The following is a 24,337-nucleotide window of genomic DNA, read 5'->3' as shown; positions in this document are numbered from 1 at the left end:
GATGATCAATAACCCCCTCAACAGCAGCGTCAGCAATGCGGCCGATGGTCTGGCCATTGATGCCAACAGCATCAATGGTTTGCGCAGTTCGGCCAAGCAGAATTCGCCGGAAGCGTTGAAGGGGGCAGCCAAGCAATTCGAAGCCATGTTCCTGAACATGGTCATGAAAAGCATGCGCGATGCGACGCCGCAGGATGGTCCGTTCGACAATCAGCAAACCAAGATGTTTACCAGCATGCTGGACCAGCAGATGAGCCAGAATCTGGCGCAGCGTGGCGTCGGTCTGGCTGATGTGCTGATCCGGCAGTTGTCGAACAGCCTGACCAAACCGCCCGGCGTGCAGGATGAGGATGGCATGCCATTGCCGATTCCGCTGGCCAACGGCTTGCTCAACGATGCCGACAAGGCGAGGCTGGTACAGCAGGGGATCGGCAGTGCCACTGACGACGCACAGTCGCGGGACAAGCGGCGCGCGCCGCGGCCGGCCCATGTCGAGGCCTTCCAGCAGCGTCTGCAGGCCGAGGCCGATGAGGCCAGCAAGGTGACCGGGATTCCGGCCAAGTTCATGCTGGCGCAGGCGGCACTGGAAACCGGCTGGGGCAAGAAACAGATCCGCACCCGGGATGGGTCCAACAGCCACAATCTGTTCGGCATCAAGGCCACCGGCAACTGGACCGGCAAAGTTGTCGAGGCGACCACGATTGAATATATCAATGGCGTGCCGCAACGCCGGGTCGAGAAATTCCGTGCCTACGATTCGTATGCCGACGCCTTCCGCGACTATGGCAACTTGCTGCGCAGCAATCCGCGCTACGAAAAAGTGCTGGCCAATGCCCAGGACGTACATGGCTTTGCGTATGGGTTGCAGCGCGCCGGCTACGCTACCGACCCGCATTACGCCGAGAAACTTTCCCGCATCATCCGGCAATCGCTGGCCTGAATCCGGTCTCCGGGCCGGGCGCTGCATGCAGTGCTAAAGTTTTGCCGCGATGTGCCGATGACACAGGTATTCCGTTAGAGAAAATATAGTATGGCGACCAATATCTTCAGTATCGGGCAGAGTGCACTTGCAGCCGCTCAGGCAGCGCAAGCCACTACCAGCCACAATATTTCGAACGCAACTACGCCGGGCTATAACCGTCAGGTAGTCGTGCAAAGCACGGCCGGCGGCATCAACTACGGTTACGGTTTCGTCGGCCAAGGTACCCAGGTCGCAGAAATCAAGCGCGTCTACAACGATTTCCTGAATACGCAATTGCTGGCGTCGCAGACTTCGGCCAGTTCGCTCAATTCGTATTACGCCCAGATCAGTCAGCTCGACAATCTGGTGGCCGATACTTCGGCCGGCCTGTCGCCGGCATTGCAAAGCTTTTTCAAGGCGACCCAGAATCTGGCATCGACCCCGAACAACGATGGCGCCCGGCAGGCCGTATTGTCGGCCGCGCAGTCACTGTCGGCACGTTTTCAGAGCCTGAATGACCAGATGGCGGAAAGCCGCACCGCGGTCAACAGCCAGATCACTTCGAATGTGACGGCCATCAATTCCTATGCCGCGCAACTGGTGGAACTGAACAATGCGATTCTCAAGGTGCAGGGCGGCAGCGGCGGCAATGCGCCGAACGACTTGCTGGATCAGCGCGATCAGGTCATCGCCAATCTGAACAAGATCGTCAAGGTCACCACCTTGCCGCAGGACAATGGTTCGCTGAGCGTGTTTATCGGCACCGGCCAGCCGCTGGTACTGGGCAATCAGGCCACCACACTGGTGACAACGCCGGCTGCCGACGATCCGACCCGTCTGCAAGTGTCGTATCAGGCCAATGGCAATAATGTATTGATTCCCGACGGCAGCTTTGCCGGCGGTGCACTCGGCGGCATCATGAGCTATCGCAGCGAAACACTGGACGTGGCGCAAAATACGCTGGGACGCGTGGCGATTGCGCTGGCCAACAGCTTCAATGCGCAGCACAAGCTGGGGCAGGATCAGAACGGCGATATCGGCACCGACTTTTTCAAGATCGGTTCGCCGATCGTCAATAGCAGCACCAGCAATTCGGCAGCAGCAACGGTGACGGCTACCATCACAGATGCCAGCAAGCTGACGACCAGCGATTACCGTCTTGATTACGACGGCAGCAAATATACGTTCACGCGCCTGTCGGATAACAGCAAGACCGTGGTTGATCCGCTGGCAACGCCGGCCGGCACGTTCCCGGTCGTGCTTGATGGCGTGACCTATTCGTCGCCGACCATGAACGCCAATGACAGTTTCCTGATCAAGCCAACCGTCAACGGCGCTGCCTCGATTGGTGTGGCGATTACCAATACGCAGAAAATCGCGGCCGGTTCGCCCATCCTGACATCGACCAACGCCGTGACCACGATGGGCGCATCGACCACCGGTACCGGTACCGGCGTCGTGAGTGCCGCCACCCTCGACAAGGCCGCCTTTCTGGCTGCGGGCAGCCCGAATCAAACGTATACCTATGCTACCGGCACGCCCAATACCTTGGCACTGACGCCTCCCGCCAGCGTCAATGTCACCGGAACGGATGGTGTCACGACCACTTATGCCGCCGGTGTGCCGGTGCCATATTCGGCCGGTGCCACGATTTCCAGCGGCGGTGTCAGCTTCATCCTTGGCGGTGCGCCAGCCAACGGCGACACCTTCAAGTTTGCGCCGGTACCTGCCAACAACGGTACTGCCACCATCAGCCCGGGATCAATCGATTCCACTTATACGCCGATGGCACCGGGCAGCAAGATCGGCTTCACCTTCGACAGCGCCAGCGGCTCGTTTGCCATGTCGCCGGCAGCAGCGGTCAGCATCAAGCATGCTGACGGCAGCACCACGACGGCGGCATCGGGTTCGCCGGTTCCTTACGTTGCCGGTGACACTTATACGGTGTCGGGCGTCACGTTCACACTGACCGGCCAACCGGCCAACGGCGACCAGTTCTTTGTCGGTCCGAATACCAACGGTGTCAATGACAACCGCAATGCGCAGGCGCTGAATGCCTTGCAGACCGCCAATACGGTTGGCAATACCTCGTTCCAGGGATCGTATTCGCAACTGGTCAGCATGATCGGTAACAAGACCAATGAAATCTCGGTCACCAACAAGGCGGAAAACGCACGCTTGCAGGCGATCACACTGGAGCAGCAATCCGAATCCGGCGTCAATCAGGATGAAGAACTGGCCAACATGATCAAGAATCAATTGCAGTACCAGGCTGCATCGAAAGTGATTCAGGCCGCCAGCGACATGCTCAACACCTTGTTGGCGCTCCGCTAGTCCAGAGAATTGAAGGAAGAATAAAATGCGTATCAGCACCAATATGTTGTATCAGTTGAGCAATAACGATTTGACCAGCATGCAAGGGTCACTCATCAAATTGCAACAGCAGATCGATGCTCAGCAACGCGTGCTGACGCCGTCCGACGACCCGGTAGCGGCGGCACGCGCGCTGGACGTGACGCAATCGCAGGTGATGAATGCGCAGTATCAGACCAACCGCAACAATGCGGATGCGTCGCTGTCGCAAGTCAATAACACGCTGGAAAGCATGACTGCCATGCTGACCAAGATCAAATCGAACGTGATTTCAGCCGGCAATGCCTCATTCAGCAATGCCGAGCGCGCCAACATGGCGACCGAACTGCAAGGCAATCTCAAGGAAATCCTGGGTTACGCCAATGCGACCGATGCGCTGGGCAATTACCTGTTTTCGGGTTTCAAGAGCACTACTCAGCCGTTTACTACCGATCCTTCCGGCGCGATTGTCTACAACGGTGATCAGGGCCAGCAAACGTTGCAGGTCGATTCGACCCGGCAAATGGAAATCAGCGCTTCCGGTCAGACCGTGTTCCAGGGTAACGGACAAGATACCTTCAAGACCATCCAGAACCTGATCAATACCCTGGCAGTGCCGGTCACGGAAGCCGCCAATAACGCCGACAATGCGGCAGCGTTGTCGTTTGTCTACCCGGCCGGCAGCGGCCAGACGCCGATTGCTGCCTACAAGACCGCACAAGCCAATCTGGATGCGGCATCGCCGACCGATCCGAATTACGGCACCTTGTTCACGCAGGCCGCGCAAGCCAAGCTCGGCGCCGATGCCGCCAATGCCGCCCGGACTCCGATTCCTGGCAGCCAGGCGGCACTGGTCAAGGCGCTCGGCCAGATCGGCACCAGTCTGGATACGCAAATGAATAATATCGGTGCGGTCAAGGCATCGGTGGGCGCACGTCAAACCGAAATCGATAACCTCAACGATTCCGGTGCTGCCAAGAATGTGATGTACACGGATACCACCAACAATTTGTTGGGGCGTACTCCTGGCGACCTGACCGCGATGATCAGCCAGCTGGCGCTGCAACAGACTTTCCTGCAGGCAGCACAAAAGACCTTCGTGTCCACCAGCAGCCTGTCGCTGCTGAACTATCTGAAATAATCATTTGGCGCCTGCTGCGAGCGGCAAGCTCGCAGCAGGTCGCGCCTCATGGTGCGGCGACACTCGTCGTTGCAGTCTGCATATCCCCACCCAATGCCTGATACAAGGTGACTTGATTTTTCAAGGCATCGAGGCGGTTCTGCGCCAGCGTGATTTCTGCGGTGCGGCGTTTTTCCTGCGCATCGAGCCAGGATTTCAACGCTACGGAGCCGCTGCGGTAACGCAACTCATACAAACGCTCAGCCGCTTGCGCCGCTTGCAGATTGCGTTCCAGCAACACGGTCTGGTCGGCATACTGGCGGCGTGCCGACAAGGCGTTTTCGACATCACCAAATGCGGAATACAGCGTGCTGCGGAAATTGACCACGGCCAGTTCATAGTCGGCCTGTGACACCTTGATGTTCAATTGCATCTGATTCCATTGCAGGAACGGCAGCACCAGACCGGCACCGAGCGTCGCAATCGGGTTTTGCAATACATCCCGCAAGGCATTGCTGCTGCCGCCGGCGGCGGCCGTCAGCGTCAGGGTCGGATAGTAACTGGCACGCGTGGCATCGACGGTCGCCAGCGATCCGCGCAGCCGCAATTCGGCGGCGCGCAGGTCGGGACGACGGCTCAGCAATTGAGTCGGCATGCCGGCCTGTAACGGCGGCAGCGGCCGGGCAGGCAAGGTCGCCGGTATCGCATAGCCTTGGCCGGGAGGATTATCGAATAACAGTGCCAGTGCATTGGCAGTTTCCACCTGTTGCCGCAGCAGATCGGTGCGGCTGGCTTGTTGCGCGGCCAGATTCTGTTCCGCTTCCAGCATCTCCAGCGACGACACGGCGCCGGCCTGATATTGCACTCTTACCAGTTCTTGCGTTTTCTCGGCATACGCAATGCTTTGACTGCTGAGCGCCAGCCGCTGATTCAGATAAGCGCTTTGCCAGTAAAGATTGGCGGTGGTGCCGATCAGGGTCAGGGCAGTGCTTTCCCGGTCTTCAATGGTTGCTTGCGCTTCCCATTTTTTTGCATCGTACTGACTGCCCAGGCGGCCCCACAAGTCGGCTTCGTAACTGAGCGAGATGTTGGCCGAACTGGTGTTGTAGGCATTCGGACTGCCGCGCAAATTGCGGTTGTTGTTGGTGCCGATACTGGCGCTCAGCACCGGCCATTGCTGATCCGCAGCCAAGCCGGCGCTGAGCTGGGCGCGCCGGACCTTGATGCTGGCGGCGGCCAGATTATTGTTGCGTCGTAACGCTTCATCGATCAGATGATCGAGCTGGCTGTCGCCAAACCGGCGCCACCACTGATCCGCCGGCAAGCCGTCGCCAGCCGGGGTATCTTGTTGCCAATGGCTTGGCACGGTCGTGGCCGGCGTCACATACGATGTATGCAGCAATGCCCCGCAGCCGGATAACAGGATCATGGCCGACAGCGCGGCGAGCAGTGCGGGGCGGGTAGAAAGTAAGGTCATTTTTTTCATTATTCTCGGGCCAGGGCATCGACCGGATCGAGCCGGGCTGCGTTGCGTGCCGGCAGAAAACCGAAGATCACGCCGATCAGCGTCGAGCAGGCAAATGCGGTCACGATGGAGGTCGTCGAATACACCATGCTGAAGCTGCTGACCAGACTTGAAAACAGCACGCCGATGCCGAGCGCCAGCAACACCCCGAGCATGCCGCCGGTCAGACAGACCAGAATCGCCTCGATCAGAAACTGTTGCAGGATATCGCTCTGGCGTGCGCCAACTGCCATGCGTACGCCGATTTCACGGGTGCGTTCGGTGACCGATACCAGCATGATATTCATGACGCCGATACCGCCGACGATCAGCGAAATCACGGCAATCATCGATACCAGCAAGGTCAGCGTGGCAGTAGTTTTTTCGATGGTCTGACGGATGCTGTCGGTATTGAAGACATAGAAATCCTTGGTGCGATGGCGCAGCGTCAGCAGCTTGATGATGCCTTGTTCGGCGGCGCTGCTCGATACCTTGTCGCTGATGCGCACCGTCAGCGATTGCAGATAGTTCTGACCCAGCATGCGGCTCATGGCCGTGGTGTAGGGCACCCACACGCGCAGGCTGTCATTGTTGCCGAAGCCGCTTTCCTGTTTCCTGGCCACGCCGATCACACGACAGGGCACGCTGCCGAGCAAGATCACCGCACCAATCGGATTGACGTCATCGGCAAACAGTTTCTTGCGCGTGTTGGCGTCGATGACGACGTCTTGCAATCGTTGCCGCACGCTGTCGCGGTTGAAGCTCTGGCCTTCGGCCATGGTCATGCCGCGCACCCGGAAATATTGTTCGCCGACGCCGTTGATCTGGGCATTGATCGAGACGTTGCGATAACGTACCGAAGAGGCGGTGACGACACTGGGCGTGACGCTGTCGACATAATTTTGCTGCGCCAGGGCATCGGCATCGGCCGGCACCAGGGTGCGTATGGCAGCCGCTTTCATGTCGCCGAAGTCGCTGCCCGGAAAGACATCAATCGTATTGGTGCCCATCGAGCTGATGTCTTGCAGAATGCGTTCGCGCGAGCCGGCACCGAGCGCCACCACCGACACCACCGAGGCAATGCCGATGATGATGCCGAGCATGGTCAGAAAGGTCCGCAGCCGGTGCGCGTTCATTGCCAGCAAGGACATGCGGAACGCTTCCCTGAGCCGGTCCAGGGCGGCGCCGATGCGTGGCCCGGACGCTGCCTGCGGCTTGCTGCGTGGGACCGGCGCGGCGCTGGCGTCGCGCACATTGTCGGCGATGATTTCGCCATCGCGGATTTCGATGATGCGGCGTGCGTGTTCGGCCACCTGCATGTCATGCGTGACGATGATGATGGTGTGGCCGTCGGCGTTCAGCTCTTTGAGGATATTGATGACTTCGTGGCCGCTGTGGGTATCGAGGGCGCCGGTCGGTTCATCGGCCAGAATCACTTCGCCGCCGTTCATCAGGGCGCGCGCGATACTGACGCGTTGTTGCTGGCCGCCGGACAATTGCCCGGGCCGGTGGTGCATGCGCTCGCTCAGACCCAGGCGTTGCAGCAGGGCGCTGGCGCGGGCATGGCGTGCAGCACCGGTGACGCCGGCATAGATCGCCGGTATTTCCACATTGCCCAGCGCACTGAGGTCCGACAGCAGGTGATAGCGCTGAAAGATGAAGCCGAAATGCTCCCGCCGCAATTGGGCCAGCTCATCGGCATCCAGTTTGCCGGTTTCCCGGCCGGCCACGTGATAGGTGCCGGCGCTCGGTTTGTCGAGGCAGCCGAGGATGTTCATCAGCGTCGATTTGCCCGAGCCTGACGCACCCACAATCGCCACCATCTCACCGGCATCAATGCGCAGGTTGATATTGTTGAGTACCGTCAGGGTCTGGTCGCCGGCCGGAAATTCCCGGCGCAGATCTTTCAGTTCCAGCAAAGGAGTCGTCATGCGCGGCCCGCTTACATCGCCGGCGGCGGACCGCGGTGGGTATTCTGATCGGCGCTGCCGTCAGCGTCGCCAATGATGACTTTTTCGCCGGCCTTGAGGCCTTCCAGTATCTGCACGCTGGCATTGGTGTTGATGCCGGCCCGTACTTTGCGCTTGCTGACCTGGCCCTTGGCGTCGACCACGCTGACCTCATACTGGCCGTCGGCACCGCGCGTGCCGAGGGCGGTGGACGGAATCACGACGGCATTTTTGGCTGCGCTCAGGATGATGTGCACTTGCGCCGTCATTGAAATGCGCAGCTTGCCTTCCGGGTTGGGGACGTCGAGCTGGCCGTTGTAATAAATTGCCGTGGCGGTGACCGAGCTGGCTGCGGTGGAGGCCGCGGTGTCATCCTGCAGGATCGAGTCGGGCGCCGGTTCCACTGCCCGCAAGGTGCTCTCATACCGTTTGTCCGGTTCGCCGAGAATGGTGAACCAGACCTTCTGGCCGGCATGCACGCGGGTCACATCGGCTTCCGAAATCTGTGCCTTGACGGTGACGGTATCCATACGCGCCAGTTTGATGATGGTCGGTGTACTTTGATTGGCGTTGACGGTCTGGCCTTCCTGTGTGACCACCGCGACCACCACGCCATCCATCGGCGCCGTGATTTTGGTGTAGCTGAGGTTGAGGCGGGCCGTGTCGGCCGAAATCATGGCCTTGTCGATCTGGGTCTTGAGCGCGGCGATATCGGCGCTGGTGGTGTTGAGGGTGGCCTCGGCCGTTTCAAAGTTTTCGCGCGAACTGGCGTCCTGCGACAGCATTTGCTGCTGGCGCTGGTAGGCCAGCGTGGCTTGTTTCAGCGTGGCTTCCTTGGCGCGCAGCTGGGCGCGGATATTGTCGAGTTCGGCGGCGGCGGTCTTGAGTGCATTTTCTTGCGCCAGGGCGTCGATTTCAGCAATCAGCTGGCCTTTTTTGACGGTATCGCCGAGCGCCACCTTGAGCGACTTGACCTGACCCGAAGCCTGGGCGCCGACACTGACTTGCTTGAATGCCTTGACGGTGCCGCTGGCCAGCACGGTATCTTCAATATCGGTAGTGGCAGCAGTGGCGGTCAGATAGGTCGGGGCCGGCGGCGACGTGAAGAATTTGACCTTGATGACGACAATGACGGCGATGAGGGCAAGAGCGGCGACGCTGTATTTGGTAGTTTTGGATACGTTCATGCGAAAAGGTTGTGACATGACATCATGTCTGGTCCTGAAAGATGTTCGAGAGTGTGCCCCGTAATCAGCAGTGCACATTGTAAAGCCGGGCAAAGTATTTGTAAGCCCGGTGTAAATGCAAGTGGCTGGTTGGATGACGAGGCTGCCGGATGGTTCCGGGCTGGCGTTTCAGCGTACCGGAACAGGCGGAACAGCACCCAGAAGTCGAATCATTTCTATCGATTGACTCATGAAATTCTGCATCGGCGTGACGATATAAGGCAGCGTAATGGCGATCAGCACAAAGCCGGTCAGCAGCGTAATGGGAAAGCCGATGCCGAATAAATTCAATTGCGGCGCGGCGCGGGTCAGAATGCCCAATGCCATGTTGGTGATCAGCAATGCCACCAGAATCGGCAATGACAATTGCAAGCCCATGCTGAATACGCGTGACCCCCACAGTGCCAGTTGATGAAAGCCTTCGGCGGTGATCGGCACGGCACTGATCGGCAGGGTATTGAAGCTGTCGGCCAGCACCGACAGCAGAATCAGATGACCGTTGATGCTCAGGAACACCATGGTGGCCAGCAAGGAAAACATCTGGCTGATGGCCGAGGTGCGGCCTTGCGTTTGCGGATCGAAGAAAATGGCGAAGCCCAGACCCATGGTCATGCTGACCAGTTCGCCGGACATTTCTACGGCGGCGAACACGATGCGCATGGCAAATCCCATCGACAGACCGATCAGCAACTGCTGCGCCAGAATCAGCATGCCGCCGCTGGACATCGGGTCGAGTGCCGCCGGCAACGGTACATTGGGTGCGATGACGGTGGCGATCATGACGCCCAGCACTACCTTGACCAGCAGCGGTACGCTGGCGCTGCTGAACGGCGGTGCAATCGCCAGCAAGCCCAGTACCCGCGTCAGCGGCCAGATAAAGGAAGCAACCCAGACATAGAGCTGGGCGCTGGTGACCGAAATCATGCGTGATGCAGATCACGAGGGGTTGCGCGCCGGCGTGACAAGCTTATTGCACCATCGCCGGAATGCCGCTGAACATCAGTCGCATGTAGTCGACCATGATGCCCAGCATCCACGGGCCGGCGATGATGAGCGCAAGAAAGACGCCGACCAGTTTCGGAATGAACGACAGCGTGGCTTCGTTGATTTGCGTGGCGGCCTGGAAAATACTGACCATCAAACCGATGAACAGCGCCGTCAGCAGCATTGGCGCGGCAATCATCAGCGTCACTTCCATGGCGTGACGGCCCAGTGTCATTACGCTTTCAGGTGTCATGGGGAGCCCTAATAAAAACTTTGTGCCAGCGAGCCGATCAGCAACTGCCAGCCATCGACCAGCACGAACAACATCAGCTTGAACGGCAGTGAGACGATGGCGGGGGACATCATCATCATCCCCATCGACATCAGGATACTGGCGACCACCATATCGATGATCAGGAATGGAATGAACACCGCAAAGCTGATCTGAAACGCGGTCTTCAGTTCACTGGTGACGAACGCCGGAATCAGCAGGCGCAGCGGTACATCTTCCGGGCCTTGCAGATCGGGACTGTTGGACAGTTTGACGTACAGCGCCAGATCGGCTTGCCGGGTTTGCTTGAGCATGAACTCCTTGAGCGGACCCGAACCCTTTTCCATCGCATCGAGAATCGAAATCTTGTTTTCCGAAAACGGCTGATAGGCTTCGACATAGATCTTGTCGAATACCGGTCCCATGACGAAAAATGTCAGGAACAGCGACAGTCCCACGATCACCTGGGTCGGCGGTGCCGACTGCGTACCGAGTGCCTGTCGCAGCAGCGACAGCACAATCACGATGCGGGTGAAGCTGGTCATCATCAGCAATGCGGCCGGAATGAACGACAGCGACGTCAGCAGAATCAGCGTTTGCAGGCTCAGATTGTAGGTCTGGCCGCCGCCCGGAGCGGGGGTGCTGGTCAGCGCCGGCAAACCTTGCTGGGCCGCTGCTGCCAGCGGCAGGCATAGCAGTACCAGCGACAGCAGGCCGCGCCAGCGGCGCGCTGCTGCCGGGGAAGAAAGTGATTTAATTACCGCCATTGCGTTTTTCGATAGTCTGTTTCAGCCACGCAGAGAAATTGCCGGCGTGGGCGTGGGCGCTGCCTGCTGCCGGCGTGTGTTCCTGACGTGGCATGGTGGCCAGTGTGTTGACGCGGCCGGGAGCGACGCCGACCACAATCCATTGATCGGCGACTTCGATCACCATGACCCGTTCGCGTGAGCCGACGCTGACGCCGCCGATGATTTTGGCGACCGCATTGCTGCTGCCGCCCGGTGTCAGGCCGCTGCGCTTGAACAGCCAGGCAATCGCCGCCATCAGGGCCAGTACGGCGATCAGGCCAAACAGCATGGTGAAGACGCTGCCGGTGGCAGATGGCGCGGAGGAGGTCGCAGCCGCCGCAGCGGCAACTGCCGGTGCGCTGGCGGCGGTGACGGTATCGGCAGCATGCGCCGTCGCTGCCGCCAGCAGTGCAATGCCTGCCATCAAGGTCGGACGACCAATACCGGTGAAGCGTTTGTTGCAGCTCATCTGTTGAGCTTGCGAATGCGTTCTGCCGGCGTAATGATGTCGGTCAGACGGATACCGAACTTGTCGTTGACCACCACCACTTCGCCCTGGGCAATCAGGCAGCCATTGACCAGCACGTCCATTGGCTCGCCGGCCATGCCGTCGAGTTCCACTACCGAACCTTGCGCCAGTTGCAGCAGATTCTTGATGGCAATCTTGGTCCGGCCCAGCTCTACCGTCAGCTGCACCGGAATATCGAGGATGAAATCGATATCGTTCGGTGTATTGGTTTGCAGGTCCGATGCGCTCAAATCCTTGAAAATCGTGGCCTGCGCCGGCTTGGCACTGATGCCTTCTTCATCGTCCATTACCGCTTTTTTCTGCGCGTCTTCTGCCTGTGTCTGTTCGGCCAGCGCGGCACCCCACGGATCGTCTTCCGCCGCTGTCTGGTCAACGTTGTCTTCAGCCATTTAATTCTCCTTGTATGCTTTCCGGTGTTTCGTTTTGCGAGATGGATAGCAGTTTTTCAACGCGCAAGGCGTACTGGCCGTTCAATTTTCCGTAGCTGCATTCCATCACGGGTACGCCATCTACCTGCGCTGTCACCGGATTGGTGGTTTGCAGCGGAATCACATCGCCCGCCTGCATATTCAATAAATCAGTAAAGGTCACGCGGGCCGTGCCGAAGTTGGCGATCAGCTCCACTTCTGCGGTCTGGATCTGCTGCTTCATCAGGCGGATCCAGCGCTTGTCAACTTCCAGCGCTTCGCCCTGCATGCTGCTGGTCAGGCGGTCGCGCACCGGTTCGATCATGGAGTAGGGCGTGCAGATATGCAGTTCGCCGCTGACCGGTCCAAGCTCGACCGTAAATGTCGTCGATACCACGACCTCGTTGGGGGTGGCGATATTGGCGAACTGGGTATTCATTTCGGAGCGGATATATTCAAACTCGATCGGATAGATCGGCTCCCACGACTTGGCGTAATTTTCGAAACAGATTTCCAGCACGCGCATGATGATGCGCTGCTCGGTCGGCGTGAATTCACGACCTTCGATGCGGGTGTGGAAGCGGCCGTCGCCACCGAACATGTTGTCGACCAGCAGAAATACCAGTTGCGGGTCGAACACTACCAGACCAATCCCGCGAAACGGCTTGATGTGCACCAGATTCAGATTGGTCGGGACCACCAGGTTGCGGATGAATTCGCTGTACTTGGATACCTTGACCGGACCGACCGAAATTTCTGCGGTGCGGTGAATGAAGTTGAACAGGCCGATACGGAACAGCCGGGCAAAACGCTCGTTGATGATTTCCAGCGTTGGCATGCGCCCACGGACGATACGCTCTTGCGTCGCCAGATTGTAGGTACGTACCGTACCGGGCGCTTCTTCGACAACTTTTTCGTCGTCTTCATCCCCGGTGACGCCCTTGAGCAGGGCATCAACTTCTTCCTGAGAGAGAAAATGTTCAGCCATGGTCGCTTATTGCTGTTGAATCACAAAGGAAGTGTAGAACACGTCCGTGATGTTGGGGCCCTTGCCACTGGCAAACGGCTCGCCGAGTTGATCGATGATTTCTTCGGTCAATGCCTTTTTGCCGTCATTGCTGAGCAGTTCGGATGCTTTCTTGCTCGACAATACCATCAGCAGGCGGCTGCGCACTTGCGGCATGAACAGTTTGATGGCATCGGAAGTTTCCTGATTGGGCACTTGCAGCGTCATCGCAATTTGCAGGAACTGGTCGCCGCTGGTTTCCGACATCAGATTCACCACGAACGGTTCGATCACCACGAAGACGGGTACTTTGGAAACGGCTTTTTCTTCGACGTGGTCGTCGCTGGCTTTCTTCGATTTTCCCATCAGCATGAAAGCCGCTGCACCGCCGCCAATCACCAGTACCAGCACCAGGCCAATAATGATGAACAGCATCTTCTTGCTCGATTTTGCTGCGGGTGCCTCTGCTGCCGGTGCGGCCTTTGCTGGTGCTTTTGTTGCCATCTAATTCCCTTTCGTGCGCGTCTGTGGTTTCACTTGTATTCACTTATCGGCAACAAGTTGCCGATATTGAGTGATCCCTGCTCAGACTTCTGCGTGCGTATGTGTGATTTGTTCAGCGAGCTTATGCGAATGTGTCGACGAGTCCCTGCCCGGTGCTGGTGATCTGTGTCGCCGGCGCGGCGGTGAGGGCGATATCGCTGTCGTTGCCAGTACCTGAGCCAGTATTGCGGCCCGTGTGGCCCGGGGTCTGGTTGCCGGCATTTTGCTGCTGGTTGGGCGTGCCGGTGCTGACGGTGGCCTGCCCCAGTTGAATGCCGGCCTGATCGAGCATTTCACGCAGTTTTGGCATGGCGGCTTCGAGCGCCTGTTTGACTTCCGGTTGTGCCGTCATGAATGCAGCATCGGCGTGAGAATTGGTGACGTGCAGAACCACTTGCAGCGGACCCAGGTCCGGCGGATTCAAGGTCAGGGTAGCGGATTGCTGTGCGCCGCTTGCCATCCAGACGATTTTCTGACCGAGCGCCTGATCCCAGCCCTGGCTGCCCACGGGCTGCGTCAGTTTGGTCATGGCGCTGCCCTGAGCCTGTGTCAGTGCCATGGCTTGCTGCAAGGCCGGTGTAGCAGACACGGGTGCGGCCGGCAGCGCTTCCTGGATTTTGGCGGACAATTCCGGTACCGGTTTGACGTCGGCCTGGCGCGGTGCGGCGGCAGTTGCATCCTGCCCCTGAACGGCCGCCGGTTTGGTATTTTGCAACGCCGGTTCGGGCGCTTTCTTTGCAGCGGCAGGATGCTCCGCCACGGCAGCTTCCGCCTGCGGCTTGTCGGTGCTCTTTTCCTTGCCGCTCAGCAGACCGGAAAAATCGGGTTTTTGCTGTTTGCCGTCATCGTCGCCGGCGGCTTCGATGCCATCGCTGGCCGGTTTGGCCGCGGTCTGGTCGATCTTGCCGACGGTCCTGGCGGCAAGTTGCGCTGCCAGTGCGGCCTGAGCGTCGCCGTCCCTGACTTCCGGCCGGACCGGCTTCTGTTCGAGATTGGCAACCAGTGCCAGCAGTTGTGCCGAGGCAGCAGTGGCGCTGTCACTGTCGCCGTCTTCGTCGTCCCCGGCTTTTTTTGCGACATCCTTGTCGCTGCTCTTGGCTGGCTGCGCAGTCTGGGCGGCAGCGGTCTGGTTGCTGGCGACCGGGGTGCCGGCTTTCACCGGGTCGGGTGTGGCTTCCCTGACAACGTCACGCGGTTTGTCGCGGGTGTCGTTGTTGCGGTTGCTGACTTCTTTGTTGAGGACCTGATTGAACGGTACATCCGCGCTGAAGGAATCGGCCATCGTCGCCGGACGGGCCGCTTGCTGGGTACTGGCTACCGTATTCAGTATAAAAGGTGTATTCATGATATCCGCCAGTTCAGTGCCTACCGTTGTTTGTAGAACGAAATGCGCGAGGCATGCTCATCCGTCTGCTTTTGATCGCGCCGGCTTTCGCGCAGCTGTTCAGTCTGTCGTGCACGGGTCGCCAGGGTGCCGTACGACATGCGCTTGCGTTCACACGCCTGCCATGCCGCGCGCGCTTCGGCGACGCGTTGCTGCGAACTGCGTACTACATCTTGCTGGCCGGTGATGGCGCTGTCGATCTTTTCAATGAACAACTGAAAATTGCGATAGCTCATTGCCGTCAATCCTGCCGTCAGGCCGTTCTGAAAACGGACCGCGTAGTCATCGCGGTATTGTTCCAGAATGCCGAGTTTCTGCTGTGCTTCGTCATGCGTGCGTACGGCTCTGCCCAAGCGCTTGGTCGCTTCGTCAGTCTCTTTGGTCGCCAATTCGATCAGCGTATCAAGTGCGGAGGTCGTAGCCATGGTAGCTCGATTATATTTTTGCGCTCAGTTTCTCAATCATTCGAACAGAGCGGTAAGTTGCCCCAAGCTCTCGGTAACACTTGCTCTTTCGGGAATGCCTTGTTGCAAAAAAGCTTCGATCCGGGGCAGCAGCTGGATCGCCTGATCCAGCACCGGGTCGCTGCCGGCACTGTAGGCGCCGACATTGATCAGGTCGCGATTGCGTTGATAGCGGGAATACAACTGTTTGAGCCGGCGCGTGTGTTGCTGGTGCTCGGGCGAGGTGATGCTGTGCATGGCGCGGCTGATCGATTGCTCGATATCAATGGCCGGATAGTGGCCGGCTTCCGCCAGGACCCGGTTGAGCACGATATGGCCGTCCAGAATCGCGCGCGCGGCATCGGCAATCGGATCTTGCTGGTCGTCACCCTCGGTCAGTACGGTATAGAACGCGGTAATGGAGCCGCCGCCGTCATCGCCGTTACCGGCGCGTTCCACCAGTGCCGGCAACTTGGCAAAGACGGAGGGCGGATAGCCCTTGGTAGCGGGCGGTTCGCCGATGGCGAGGGCGATTTCGCGTTGCGCCATGGCATAGCGCGTCAGTGAATCCATGATCAGCAAGACATTCTTGCCCTGATCGCGGAAATATTCGGCAATCGCGGTGGCATAGGCGGCACCTTGCAGCCGCATCAGCGGCGGCGTATCGGCCGGTGCGGCCACCACCACGGAGCGCGCCAGACCTTCAGGGCCGAGAATCTGTTCAATGAATTCCTTGACTTCGCGTCCGCGCTCGCCGATCAGGCCGACCACGATGACATCGGCGCTGGTATAGCGGGCCATCATGCCGAGCAACACGCTTTTACCGACGCCGGAGCCGGCGAACAGTCCCATGCGCTGACCACGTCCGACGGTCAGCATGCTGTTGATGGCACGCACGCCGACGTCGAGGATGTCGACGATGGGCGCGCGCGTGAGCGGATTGGCCGCGCGCACGCTCAGTGGCGCCGAGTTTTCCGTATGTAGCGGCCCCAAGGTATCGAGCGGCCGGCCGGCGCCATCCAGCACGCGTCCCAGCAATTCCCAGCCGACCGGCAGCCGCCGGCTCTGATCTTCGGCACGGCGTGCGACAAAGGCCAGCGGGCCGGTGCGTGGCGGCGGCTTGGCCGGCTCCACCGGATATACCGGGGTGCCCGGCACAATGCCTTCGACATCGCTTTGCGGCATCAGAAACAGACGTTCATCCTGAAAGCCGACGACTTCAGCCTCGATCAGTTTGCCGTTGGGCAGCGGTACCGTGCACGGGCTGCCAACCGGCAGCTTGAGACCGATGGCTTCCATCACCAGGCCGGCTACGCGGGTAATCCGGCCCGATACCTGCATCGGCTCGGTCATCGTGATCAGGCTCTGGCAATTGTGCAGATAAGCTTGCCAGCGGCCGTTGTGCGAGGGCATCGGGGAATTCATCGTGTCACCCCGGGTAAATGCATGGCCTGGCAGCCGGCGAAGGGCGGGCGTGCCATGTCAGTCGAGCCAGTCAAGTTGCTTGCTGAGTGATTCGCCGATCCGGCGCCAGCGCGTTGGCAGCGTGGCATCGATTTGATTGGTACCGGTTTCGATGCGGCAGCTGCCGCGTTCCAGTTCCGGATCTTCGACCAGGCGCCAGCCGTTTTGCGTCAGTTCTTCACCCATGTGCTCCTTGACCAGTGCCGCGTCTTCGGGATGCAGATACATCAGGGCCGGCAATTGCAGGCACGGCAGGGCGTGGATGGCATTGCTGATGGTTGGCAGCAGCAGTTCGGGGCGGGCCGTGATCGCGGTCTTCAGCATGGCTTTGCTGATATCGAGCGCGACATTGAGCATTTCCGGCGCCATGGTTTCGCTTGCTTGCGCCACTTCGGTGCCGAATGCGGCGGCGATCTGCCGCAAATGCTGAACGGTTTCGGTGACTTCCTTTTGCCCTTGTTGCAGGCCGGCCATGTAGCCTTCGGTGCGGCCGGCATTGAATCCGCGCTCCTGGCCTTCGGCATAGCCTTCCTGGCGCGCTTGCTCGCGGATGGCATCCAGTTCTTCCTGGCTCAGGACCGGTGGTGGCGGTTCGGGTTCGGCGATCTGTTCTGCCGTCGGCTCCGGCACGATCTCTTCTTCATCAAATGACGCCAGCTCCCAGCGCTGGTAGGGCGTCATCAGTTCCTTGGGCAGAATGTTAGGCTTGACCGCCATGTCAGATCCGTTGCGTGCGGCATCCGGCGTGCAGCGCCGACACCGCAGCAGCGGCGTTCAGGCGAGTGCTGCGGACATCAGATGAATGCATCTTCGCCCTTCGCGCCGAGCACGATCTGTCCTTCGTCGGCCAGACGACGCACGATCAGCAGAATTGCCTTTTGCTGTGCATCGACTTCCGACAGCCGTACCGGACCCTTGGATTCCAGATCTTCGCGCATCATTTCCGCCGCACGTTGCGACATGTTGCTGAAGATCTTGTCGCGCAGACCTTGCGAAGCACCCTTGAGGGCGACGATCAGCGACTCCGACTGGACTTCGCGCAGCAGCAACTGGATGCCGCGGCCGTCGATGTCGATGATGTTTTCGAACACGAACATTTCGTCCATGATCTTTTGCGCCATGTCTTCATCGTAGGCGCGCAGATTGTTCATCACCGAAGTTTCATTTTCGCCGGACAGGAAGTTGAGAATTTCAGCAGCAGTGCGGATGCCGCCCATTTGCTGTTTCTTCAGGCTTTCGTTACCGGTCAGCAGCTTGGTCAACACGTCGTTGAGTTCGCGCAGTGCGGCCGGCTGCACGCCGTCCAGCGTGGCAATCCGCAACACCACGTCGTTGCGCAGGCGCTCGGTGAAGTGATTGATGATGTCGCAGGCGTGATAGCGCTCCAGATGGACCAGAATGGTGGCAATGATCTGCGGGTGTTCGTTGCGGATCAGTTCGGCCACCGATTGCGCATCCATCCACTTCAGACTTTCGATGCCGCTGGCATCGCGACCGCCGAGAATGCGGTTGAGCAGGGAAGTGGCCTTGTCGTCGCCGAGGGCCTTGGTCAGCACGCTGCGGATGTAGTCGTCGGAATCGAGGCCGAGCGACGATGCCTGGCCGGTTTCGCCGACGAACTCGATGAGCACGTCGTTGATTTGTTCAAAACTGATGTTCTTCATCGCCGACATGGCCGCGCCGAGCTTCTGGACTTCGCGCGGGCCGAGATATTTCATGACCTCGGCGGCCTCGTCTTCGCCCAGCGCCAACATGAGGATGGCACCTTTTTCAACGCCTTCGTTACTCATTGTTCACCCATGTCTTAATGATGCTGGCCACCAGTTTAGGATCATTCTTGGCCCATTGCTTGGCGGTTTCGAGATTTTGCTTGTAGATCGCGCGTTCGTCGGGCTCGTCTTCGCCGGACAACTGCACCACGGCGTCCGGATTGTCGGGATCGTACATGGCGTTGGCAGCGGCTTCGGCAGCAGCGGCGGCTTCGGCTTCGGCCTTTGCCTTGGCTTCTTTCTCTTCCTTGCCGGTGATCTTCCAGATCAGCGGACGCAATACGCCGAAGTAGAGGTACAGCAGGACGGCGCCAAGCAAGACATACTTGCCGATTTCCTTGGCCAGCTGGATCATGTCCGGTTGTTTCCACAACGGCAATTCCGGTTCGACCTGATTGCTGAACTGGGTATTGACGACGTTGAGCGAATCGCCGCGATCCTTGTTGTAACCCATTGCTTCTTTGACCAGATCGCCGATCTGGTTCTTTTCAGCATCGGTCAGCGGTTTCATCACCACTTTGCCCGTGTTGTCGGTGGTGCGCTTGTAGTTGACGACCACCGCCACGGTCAGGCGCTTGATGCCGCCCATCGGTTGCTGTACGTAGCGTACGGTCTTGTCCACCTCGTAATTGACGGTGGCGTCCTTGTGCGACGTGCCGCTGGTGGTAGCCGGTGTGGCGGCTGGCTGGCCTGGCACCGCGCCGGGAGCGCCGGCAACCGGCGGATTGACGATCGGCGCCGTGGCCGGGGCCGGCGGCTGATTGGTCAGGGCGCCGGGAACGCCGGAAGCGCTGGCGCTGCCATTCTGCGACTCGCTGTTTTGCTTGCTGCGCACGGCAGCGCTGTCAGGCGTCTGATTCGGCTTGTAGGTTTCCGCAGCCTGTTCGCTGCGCGAGAAATCGACATCGGCAGTCGCTTCGGCGCGGACGTTGCCGCTGCCGACGATAGGCGAGATGATCGATTCGACCCGCTTGACGATATCCTGCTGCAGGTCCTGCACGTATTTGAGCTGGCTCGGATCAAGGCCGTTGGCGGTTTGCTTGGTGGTGTCGGACAGCAGATTGCCGTTCTGATCAACCACGGTCACATTTTTGGGGGACAGCTCCGGTACGCTGCTGGCGACCAGATGGACGATGGCGCTGACTTGCTGACTGTCGAGCATGCGGCCCGGATACAGGCTCAGAATGACCGAGGCGGTCGGTTTTTGCTGGTCGCGGACAAAGACGGATGCCTTGGGCAAGGCGAGGTGAATGCGGGAAGCCTGTACTGCCGACAATGACTGGATCGAACGCGCCAGCTCACCTTCGAGGGCGCGTTGAAAATTGACCTGCTCCAGAAACTGGGAGACGCCGAGCTTCTGATTTTCCATCAGCTCGAAGCCGACGTTGCCGCCCTTGGGCAAGCCTTGCGCCGCCAGCTTGAGGCGGGCGTCATGCACCATGGTTTCGGGTACCAGAATGGCGCTGCCGCCTTCGGAGTACTTGTAGGGCACGTTCATCTGCTGCAGCGAGGCGACGATGGCGCCGCCGTCACGATCGGAGAAATTGGAGAACAGCACGCGATATTCGGTTTTTTGCCCCCACATCCAGATCCCGACCATCAGCGCGATCACGGCCGCCGCCGCCACCATCAGCGCCACCCTGCGCCCCTGAGGCGACTGGATATAGCCTAGCGGCCCGCTACGCACCGGTGCCGCGACAGTATTGTCGCCGCCGGCCACGCCGTCGTTGGAATTGGCGGCATTGCTGTCGTTCGTCAGCGTGCCATCTGCTGCTACCGCCATGATTTCCCCCCGCGTTTGCCGCTGGATGTTTGACTATGTATTGTTTGCTTCACTGCTTCCCTGCCCGAATATAGGTTTTTTGCCCAGTCTGGATTGTCAGGCCAGAGGGCGAATTTGATCTATGGAACAGAATGGCAATTCCCCCGCTTATTGCGGTGAGGCGGGATTTGGGGCGTGCTAATCTGCCGTTGTAGAAGCGGTAATTGCGATTGTCCCGGACAGGCGCAGGGCAGGATCCGAATTCAGACGAATACAGTGAGGTGCACAGTGGCAGTAAGCATGATTGATACCAGCAGAATCGAAGCAATGGTGGCGCAGTTGAAGGCTGCTGCTGCCCGGGCGCAGGGTGGCGTAGCGCCGGTCGAGGGCGTGGCGGCGGTGGCCGGTGCCGAAAAGCCTGCGCCGCGCGTGGATTTTGCCAACGTGCTGAAATCCTCGCTGGATCAGGTCAGTGCCGCGCAAAAGAAATCGTCGGACATGTCTCAAAGTTTTTCGATGGGTGACGACAACGTCAATCTGTCGGATGTCATGATCGCAATGCAAAAGGCGAGCATTTCCTTTCAAACCAGCATCCAGGTGCGCAACAAGCTGGTGTCGGCCTATCGTGACATTATGACAATGCAGGTGTAGCGCGCTGCAGAAGGTACTCAGGGGTGGGAAGTGAAAGGCTGCCTGCATGAAAATGCAGAGCAGCCTTTTTTATGTTGCCGTGATCGCGTCGCTCAGGATTCCGGGCGGCGCTGATCAGGTCAGAGCATGCCGGATGCCTTGGCGTTCTGTTCGCGTTCCAGCTTGGTGATGAAGCGCTGAATCGCCGCCAGGATTGCGCGCGGAATATCAATGAATTCGCAGCCGAAGCGATTGACGGTCTTGCCGCTCGCCAGCTTGAGTTCCTTGCAGTCGCGTACCTGCAGTTTGACGGTGACCACCGTGTTGTCGGTCATTTCAATCTGGCAGTTGTCGTAGATGCGGCCCAGTGTGGTGTCCAGCACTTTTTTTTCATCGGTCAGGCCGACGCCGCCGGCACTGATGTTGTTGAGCAGTGTGACCACCGTCGTGAAAGTACCGTCCGGATTGTCGACACGAAACGTGCAGCGCAGCGGTTTGGCAATCGGCGTGGCAATACGGAAGTACTCGCGGCGTTGCAGGCGCACCAGACTTTCGGGAATCTGCACCTTGAACGCCGGGCGTCCCTGGAACATGTGCTGCTTGGCCTGTGTGACGGTAAAGGTGATGCGGATATTGTTGTACAGCGCTTCGAAGCCGATCCGGTTGCTCTGCAGGATATGGTCGTTCAGCGTGGCGCTCGGTGCAGCGTCGATAACGACATAATCTTGACCGTCGTCGACATCAAGAATGGAAGTGATGACAGACTCTGATCCACCTTTGATCAGCAGGCTGAGCAATTGATTGCGGTCCATCATGCTGCTCAGCAGGGACACGATTTCCCTGCGCGAGTGCACGCGGAAGGGGCTGTCGTCTGGGGTGTCGTTATTGGTTGCCATCTGTACTTGCTGTGCGTCGAAAATCGGTATTAAGGGATGATTTCTGCCTGTGACGGGCAGATTCAAAGTAGCCTCGTATCATACATCATGCTGGTCTAATTGCATATTTTCAATACGATATAACCATGCCAAAAGTTCCGCTACGGCACGATAAAGTGCCGGCGGAATTTGCTGGTCAAGTTCGACTTGCATCAGCAACGACACCAGCTCTTTCGATTCGTGGATGAAAACGCCGCTGTCCCGGGCGCGCGTGATGATTGCCTCGGCTACCAGCCCGCTGCCTTTGGCCACCACTTTGGGGGCCGCTTGCGTGGTGTTGTAGGCCAGCGCTACCGCCGACTGATACTTAGGCTTCTCCATCCTGCTTCACAATCAGTGAGTCCAGCGAGGTGCCGGCCGCGCTCATGGCCTCGGTCAGCAAATTGCCATTGGCGCGCAGCGCCGCGGCGGCATTGTCATTACTGGTGCTTACCTGCATGTGAATCTGTTGCCCAACCAGGCGAATGGAAGCGGAGACCGCACCCAGGTGTTCGAAGTTGAAGCGCACCACGCTGTGCCAGGTCGGTGCTGTTTCATCTTCCTGAGCGCCGTTCTCTTGCCGATGCTCCTGGCTGATGTCCCATTCCATGTGCTGACCGGGCCAGACTTCGCCTTGCCAGGTAACGCGATGTTGTTCCAGTGCATTGAGCTGCAGATTGATGATTTGCCCGAGCTGGGTGTGGGCCGGATCGTTGCTGGTGAGCAGGTCGCTGGTGGCGCCGGTCTTGGGGCCGAGTTGCGCCTGGGGCTCCTTGAGCAGTTCGGCGACCGGGCGTTTGCCTTCGCTCCAGGCTGCAACGTGCGACTCGTAAAAGACGCCGCTCAGCGTCACGCCATCATGCAGCGCGCCTGCCAGTTGCGTGGTGCTGACGGCAGGTGAGGGGATCAGCGGCGTTTTGCCTGCAATGGCATTGGAGACATTGCCGTGCTGGGACGCTTGCAACAGCGTATCGATCAGTTTGCCGGCGGCGCTCAGTGAGGTGGTGCTGCTGGCTTGCGGATTGTTGGCCGGTGCTTGCCCTGACTTGCCATCCACCACTTCCAGTGCATCGTTTTTGCCGATCGTTCCGGTCATGTCGCGCTGGGCGGTGCGCAACGATTGCAGGTCTTTTTCCATTTGCCGTCCGCCCGGGCTGAGCGTGACGGTGTCACCTTCTTCGGCGGGCTGGCTTTCGCCCATCAGAAAGGTCGGGCGGGGGTCTTTGCTGACCAGCGTCAGCAGCATCGAGTCGCCGGTGCGGGTGCTGGTGGGCAGCACCATGCGGGCGGCGGTATTGGCAATGCGCACCAGATAAGTGCCGTCATTGAACAAGGACAGTACCTTGCCTTGCATTTGCTGTCCGATGGCAATCTGCGCGAGGCGGCTGAACGCCTCCTGCTTGGCATCGGCAACGGCCAGCGTCGCGGTGGGCGCCTCAATCGCGGCCACCGGCTGCACGATATTGGCGACATCGACCCGCGGCAGCATCGTCAACCTCCGGGCGTCATGCCGTAAGTTTTGGCCAGTTTGCGCTCAGTGCTGGTATTTTGGATCAGGGCCGATAACTGCTTGAGTCCCGGTTCGGTCAGATCGCGGATGTCGCGGTCGTGTTCGAGGATTTTCTTGATGATGGCAACCTTGCGTTCACGGTTGTCGTCGGACATCGTGACCAGAGATTCATGTTGCTTGAGGCGGTTGACGTGTTGTGCGCAACGCACTTCGAGCTCAGCCAGCACATTCCATTTGCTGTCGCGGGCCGCCACCAGCATCTGATTGGTCAGGTCGGCCACGGATTCGTAGAGGGCGAGGACTTCGGCGCTGTCCATTATGATTATGCTTTCGCGTAGCTGATCTGGTTTTCCTGATTGGCGGCCATGCCGGCTGTTGATGGTTGCGATGCGCCGCCGTTGGGGCCAATGGCTTCCCACGCGCCGCGCAGTTCTTCCAGCAAACCATGCACTTCATCCAGAATTTCCGGCGAGTTCTTCAGATTTGCGGTAAACAGCTGGCGGCTCATGTATTCATACAGTGAGTCCAGATTAAGGGCAATTTCGCCGCCGACCGCCTTGTTCAGGCTGGCACGCAGGCCATTGTCAACGATCAGGATGGCCTTGGTAATCGACTCGCCCTTGTTCTTGATGTCGCCGGCTTTCATGTATTTCTGGCTCATGGCAATGGCCACCAGCGCGCCATCGAGCAACATGGTGATCAACTTGTGCGGGCTGGCCGCGATCACGCCGGTCTCGACGCCGATGTTGGCGTACGCATTGGCACCGCGTTGTGTCGATCCGAACATTGTATTCTCCTCGCGTAGACAGAAATAAACAGTC

The 24,337-nt window shown here is 59.1% G+C and carries 24 protein-coding genes and 1 pseudogene; 4 read left to right on the top strand and 21 right to left on the bottom strand.

The genetic code is table 11. The features are described 5' to 3' along the window. Window position 1 precedes the first annotated feature (1 nt). The 3 genes from flgJ to flgL all read left to right on the top strand — a co-directional run bounded on the left by flgJ (window position 2) and on the right by flgL (window position 4,454). Window positions 2-940, top strand: a complete 939-nt coding sequence (gene flgJ, locus AKL27_RS07975; RefSeq protein ID WP_050462267.1) for a flagellar assembly peptidoglycan hydrolase FlgJ — start codon at window positions 2-4, stop codon at window positions 938-940. 90 nt (window positions 941-1,030) lie between these two features. Next, on the top strand, window positions 1,031-3,295 hold the full coding sequence (flgK, locus tag AKL27_RS07970) for a flagellar hook-associated protein FlgK (protein ID WP_050462266.1): 2,265 nt from the start codon (window positions 1,031-1,033) through the stop codon (window positions 3,293-3,295). Between the two features lie 25 nt (window positions 3,296-3,320). Next, window positions 3,321-4,454 (top strand): flagellar hook-associated protein FlgL, encoded by a 1,134-nt coding sequence (flgL, locus tag AKL27_RS07965; RefSeq protein WP_050462265.1) that lies wholly within the window; start codon window positions 3,321-3,323, stop codon window positions 4,452-4,454. A gap of 46 nt (window positions 4,455-4,500) precedes the next feature. Here the strand turns inward: flgL and AKL27_RS07960 are convergent, their stop codons facing one another. From AKL27_RS07960 to fliF, 16 genes are all read right to left on the bottom strand, one after another. Further along, window positions 4,501-5,910, bottom strand: a complete 1,410-nt coding sequence (locus tag AKL27_RS07960; RefSeq protein WP_456298573.1) for an efflux transporter outer membrane subunit — start codon at window positions 5,908-5,910, stop codon at window positions 4,501-4,503. Between the two features lie 8 nt (window positions 5,911-5,918). Next, the gene (locus AKL27_RS07955; protein ID WP_050462263.1) at window positions 5,919-7,868 is read right to left on the bottom strand and encodes a MacB family efflux pump subunit; all 1,950 of its coding nucleotides are present in this window, start codon (window positions 7,866-7,868) and stop codon (window positions 5,919-5,921) included. 11 nt (window positions 7,869-7,879) lie between these two features. Further along, entirely contained in the window at window positions 7,880-9,073 is a 1,194-nt protein-coding gene (locus AKL27_RS07950; RefSeq protein WP_050462262.1) for an efflux RND transporter periplasmic adaptor subunit, read from the bottom strand. 168 nt (window positions 9,074-9,241) lie between these two features. Beyond that, window positions 9,242-10,036: a flagellar biosynthetic protein FliR gene (gene fliR / locus AKL27_RS07945; RefSeq protein WP_050462261.1), complete on the bottom strand. Its 795-nt coding sequence runs from the start codon at window positions 10,034-10,036 to the stop codon at window positions 9,242-9,244. A gap of 43 nt (window positions 10,037-10,079) precedes the next feature. Further along, window positions 10,080-10,349, bottom strand: a complete 270-nt coding sequence (gene fliQ, locus AKL27_RS07940) for a flagellar biosynthesis protein FliQ (RefSeq protein ID WP_050462260.1) — start codon at window positions 10,347-10,349, stop codon at window positions 10,080-10,082. An 8-nt stretch (window positions 10,350-10,357) separates the two neighbouring features. After that, window positions 10,358-11,134, bottom strand: coding sequence for a flagellar type III secretion system pore protein FliP (gene fliP, locus AKL27_RS07935; protein ID WP_083438927.1), 777 nt, complete (start codon window positions 11,132-11,134; stop codon window positions 10,358-10,360). Next, window positions 11,121-11,579, bottom strand: coding sequence for a flagellar biosynthetic protein FliO (fliO, locus tag AKL27_RS07930; protein WP_050462311.1), 459 nt, complete (start codon window positions 11,577-11,579; stop codon window positions 11,121-11,123). The genes fliP and fliO overlap by 14 nt, the downstream gene beginning before the upstream one ends. Window positions 11,580-11,620: 41 nt before the next feature. Then, a complete protein-coding gene (gene fliN, locus AKL27_RS07925; protein ID WP_050462259.1) occupies window positions 11,621-12,073 on the bottom strand; it encodes a flagellar motor switch protein FliN in 453 nt (150 codons plus the stop codon). Then, complete coding sequence (gene fliM / locus AKL27_RS07920) at window positions 12,066-13,079, bottom strand: flagellar motor switch protein FliM (RefSeq protein ID WP_050462258.1); 1,014 nt, start codon at window positions 13,077-13,079, stop codon at window positions 12,066-12,068. Before fliM ends, fliN begins: the two co-directional genes overlap by 8 nt. A gap of 6 nt (window positions 13,080-13,085) precedes the next feature. Next, window positions 13,086-13,601 carry a flagellar basal body-associated protein FliL gene (gene fliL / locus AKL27_RS07915; protein WP_050462257.1) on the bottom strand — a complete coding sequence of 172 codons (516 nt, stop codon included), beginning with the start codon at window positions 13,599-13,601 and terminating at the stop codon, window positions 13,086-13,088. A gap of 121 nt (window positions 13,602-13,722) precedes the next feature. Beyond that, window positions 13,723-14,985, bottom strand: a complete 1,263-nt coding sequence (locus AKL27_RS07910) for a flagellar hook-length control protein FliK (RefSeq protein ID WP_050462256.1) — start codon at window positions 14,983-14,985, stop codon at window positions 13,723-13,725. Between the two features lie 20 nt (window positions 14,986-15,005). After that, entirely contained in the window at window positions 15,006-15,449 is a 444-nt protein-coding gene (gene fliJ, locus AKL27_RS07905) for a flagellar export protein FliJ (RefSeq protein ID WP_050462255.1), read from the bottom strand. 36 nt (window positions 15,450-15,485) lie between these two features. Next, window positions 15,486-16,892 (bottom strand): flagellar protein export ATPase FliI, encoded by a 1,407-nt coding sequence (fliI, locus tag AKL27_RS07900; protein WP_050462254.1) that lies wholly within the window; start codon window positions 16,890-16,892, stop codon window positions 15,486-15,488. Between the two features lie 57 nt (window positions 16,893-16,949). Beyond that, window positions 16,950-17,648 carry a flagellar assembly protein FliH gene (fliH, locus tag AKL27_RS07895; RefSeq protein ID WP_050462253.1) on the bottom strand — a complete coding sequence of 233 codons (699 nt, stop codon included), beginning with the start codon at window positions 17,646-17,648 and terminating at the stop codon, window positions 16,950-16,952. Window positions 17,649-17,725: 77 nt separating this feature from the next. Next, a complete protein-coding gene (fliG, locus tag AKL27_RS07890; protein ID WP_050462252.1) occupies window positions 17,726-18,721 on the bottom strand; it encodes a flagellar motor switch protein FliG in 996 nt (331 codons plus the stop codon). Then, complete coding sequence (gene fliF / locus AKL27_RS07885) at window positions 18,714-20,483, bottom strand: flagellar basal-body MS-ring/collar protein FliF (RefSeq protein WP_050462251.1); 1,770 nt, start codon at window positions 20,481-20,483, stop codon at window positions 18,714-18,716. Before fliF ends, fliG begins: the two co-directional genes overlap by 8 nt. Window positions 20,484-20,762: 279 nt before the next feature. Here fliF and fliE point away from each other — a divergent pair, with 279 nt between their 5' ends. Next, entirely contained in the window at window positions 20,763-21,113 is a 351-nt protein-coding gene (fliE, locus tag AKL27_RS07880) for a flagellar hook-basal body complex protein FliE (RefSeq protein ID WP_408609760.1), read from the top strand. Between the two features lie 119 nt (window positions 21,114-21,232). On the opposite strand, the gene AKL27_RS07875 is transcribed toward fliE, so the two are convergent. The 5 genes and pseudogenes from AKL27_RS07875 to fliS all read right to left on the bottom strand — a co-directional run bounded on the left by AKL27_RS07875 (window position 21,233) and on the right by fliS (window position 24,303). Further along, on the bottom strand, window positions 21,233-21,988 hold the full coding sequence (locus AKL27_RS07875) for a flagellar brake protein (protein ID WP_050462249.1): 756 nt from the start codon (window positions 21,986-21,988) through the stop codon (window positions 21,233-21,235). A gap of 62 nt (window positions 21,989-22,050) precedes the next feature. Further along, window positions 22,051-22,348: pseudogene (locus AKL27_RS07870) on the bottom strand (EscU/YscU/HrcU family type III secretion system export apparatus switch protein). Further along, window positions 22,335-23,495 carry a flagellar hook-length control protein FliK gene (fliK, locus tag AKL27_RS07865; RefSeq protein WP_050462247.1) on the bottom strand — a complete coding sequence of 387 codons (1,161 nt, stop codon included), beginning with the start codon at window positions 23,493-23,495 and terminating at the stop codon, window positions 22,335-22,337. The pseudogene AKL27_RS07870 and the gene fliK overlap by 14 nt, the downstream one beginning before the upstream one ends. A 2-nt stretch (window positions 23,496-23,497) precedes the next feature. Further along, entirely contained in the window at window positions 23,498-23,833 is a 336-nt protein-coding gene (locus AKL27_RS07860; RefSeq protein ID WP_050462246.1) for a flagellar protein FliT, read from the bottom strand. A gap of 5 nt (window positions 23,834-23,838) precedes the next feature. Next, window positions 23,839-24,303 carry a flagellar export chaperone FliS gene (gene fliS, locus AKL27_RS07855; protein ID WP_050462245.1) on the bottom strand — a complete coding sequence of 155 codons (465 nt, stop codon included), beginning with the start codon at window positions 24,301-24,303 and terminating at the stop codon, window positions 23,839-23,841. Window positions 24,304-24,337: the final 34 nt, after the last annotated feature.

The organism is Herbaspirillum autotrophicum, from assembly GCF_001189915.1.
GTDB lineage: Bacteria > Pseudomonadota > Gammaproteobacteria > Burkholderiales > Burkholderiaceae_D > Herbaspirillum > Herbaspirillum autotrophicum.
Note: the sequence above shows the minus strand (reverse complement) of the source record. Positions and strands in the feature narration are given on the sequence as shown.

Bases quoted from the DNA above. Each gene is read 5' to 3' on its own strand.
- AKL27_RS07875 (WP_050462249.1), bottom strand. From the start codon at position 21,988: ATGGCAACCAATAACGACACCCCAGACGACAGCCCCTTCCGCGTGCAC.
- AKL27_RS07955 (WP_050462263.1), bottom strand. From the start codon at position 7,868: ATGACGACTCCTTTGCTGGAACTGAAAGATCTGCGCCGGGAATTTCCG.
- fliQ (WP_050462260.1), bottom strand. From the start codon at position 10,349: ATGACACCTGAAAGCGTAATGACACTGGGCCGTCACGCCATGGAAGTG.
- AKL27_RS07960 (WP_456298573.1), bottom strand. From the start codon at position 5,910: ATGACCTTACTTTCTACCCGCCCCGCACTGCTCGCCGCGCTGTCGGCC.
- fliJ (WP_050462255.1), bottom strand. From the start codon at position 15,449: ATGGCTACGACCTCCGCACTTGATACGCTGATCGAATTGGCGACCAAA.
- fliL (WP_050462257.1), bottom strand. From the start codon at position 13,601: ATGGCAACAAAAGCACCAGCAAAGGCCGCACCGGCAGCAGAGGCACCC.
- fliM (WP_050462258.1), bottom strand. From the start codon at position 13,079: ATGGCTGAACATTTTCTCTCTCAGGAAGAAGTTGATGCCCTGCTCAAG.
- fliI (WP_050462254.1), bottom strand. From the start codon at position 16,892: ATGAATTCCCCGATGCCCTCGCACAACGGCCGCTGGCAAGCTTATCTG.
- fliH (WP_050462253.1), bottom strand. From the start codon at position 17,648: ATGGCGGTCAAGCCTAACATTCTGCCCAAGGAACTGATGACGCCCTAC.
- flgK (WP_050462266.1), top strand. From the start codon at position 1,031: ATGGCGACCAATATCTTCAGTATCGGGCAGAGTGCACTTGCAGCCGCT.
- fliR (WP_050462261.1), bottom strand. From the start codon at position 10,036: ATGATTTCGGTCACCAGCGCCCAGCTCTATGTCTGGGTTGCTTCCTTT.
- AKL27_RS07950 (WP_050462262.1), bottom strand. From the start codon at position 9,073: ATGAACGTATCCAAAACTACCAAATACAGCGTCGCCGCTCTTGCCCTC.
- fliP (WP_083438927.1), bottom strand. From the start codon at position 11,134: ATGGCGGTAATTAAATCACTTTCTTCCCCGGCAGCAGCGCGCCGCTGG.
- flgJ (WP_050462267.1), top strand. From the start codon at position 2: ATGATCAATAACCCCCTCAACAGCAGCGTCAGCAATGCGGCCGATGGT.
- fliE (WP_408609760.1), top strand. From the start codon at position 20,763: ATGATTGATACCAGCAGAATCGAAGCAATGGTGGCGCAGTTGAAGGCT.
- fliK (WP_050462247.1), bottom strand. From the start codon at position 23,495: ATGCTGCCGCGGGTCGATGTCGCCAATATCGTGCAGCCGGTGGCCGCG.
- fliS (WP_050462245.1), bottom strand. From the start codon at position 24,303: ATGTTCGGATCGACACAACGCGGTGCCAATGCGTACGCCAACATCGGC.
- fliO (WP_050462311.1), bottom strand. From the start codon at position 11,579: ATGGCAGGCATTGCACTGCTGGCGGCAGCGACGGCGCATGCTGCCGAT.
- AKL27_RS07860 (WP_050462246.1), bottom strand. From the start codon at position 23,833: ATGGACAGCGCCGAAGTCCTCGCCCTCTACGAATCCGTGGCCGACCTG.
- fliF (WP_050462251.1), bottom strand. From the start codon at position 20,483: ATGGCGGTAGCAGCAGATGGCACGCTGACGAACGACAGCAATGCCGCC.
- fliG (WP_050462252.1), bottom strand. From the start codon at position 18,721: ATGAGTAACGAAGGCGTTGAAAAAGGTGCCATCCTCATGTTGGCGCTG.
- AKL27_RS07910 (WP_050462256.1), bottom strand. From the start codon at position 14,985: ATGAATACACCTTTTATACTGAATACGGTAGCCAGTACCCAGCAAGCG.
- flgL (WP_050462265.1), top strand. From the start codon at position 3,321: ATGCGTATCAGCACCAATATGTTGTATCAGTTGAGCAATAACGATTTG.
- fliN (WP_050462259.1), bottom strand. From the start codon at position 12,073: ATGGCTGAAGACAACGTTGACCAGACAGCGGCGGAAGACGATCCGTGG.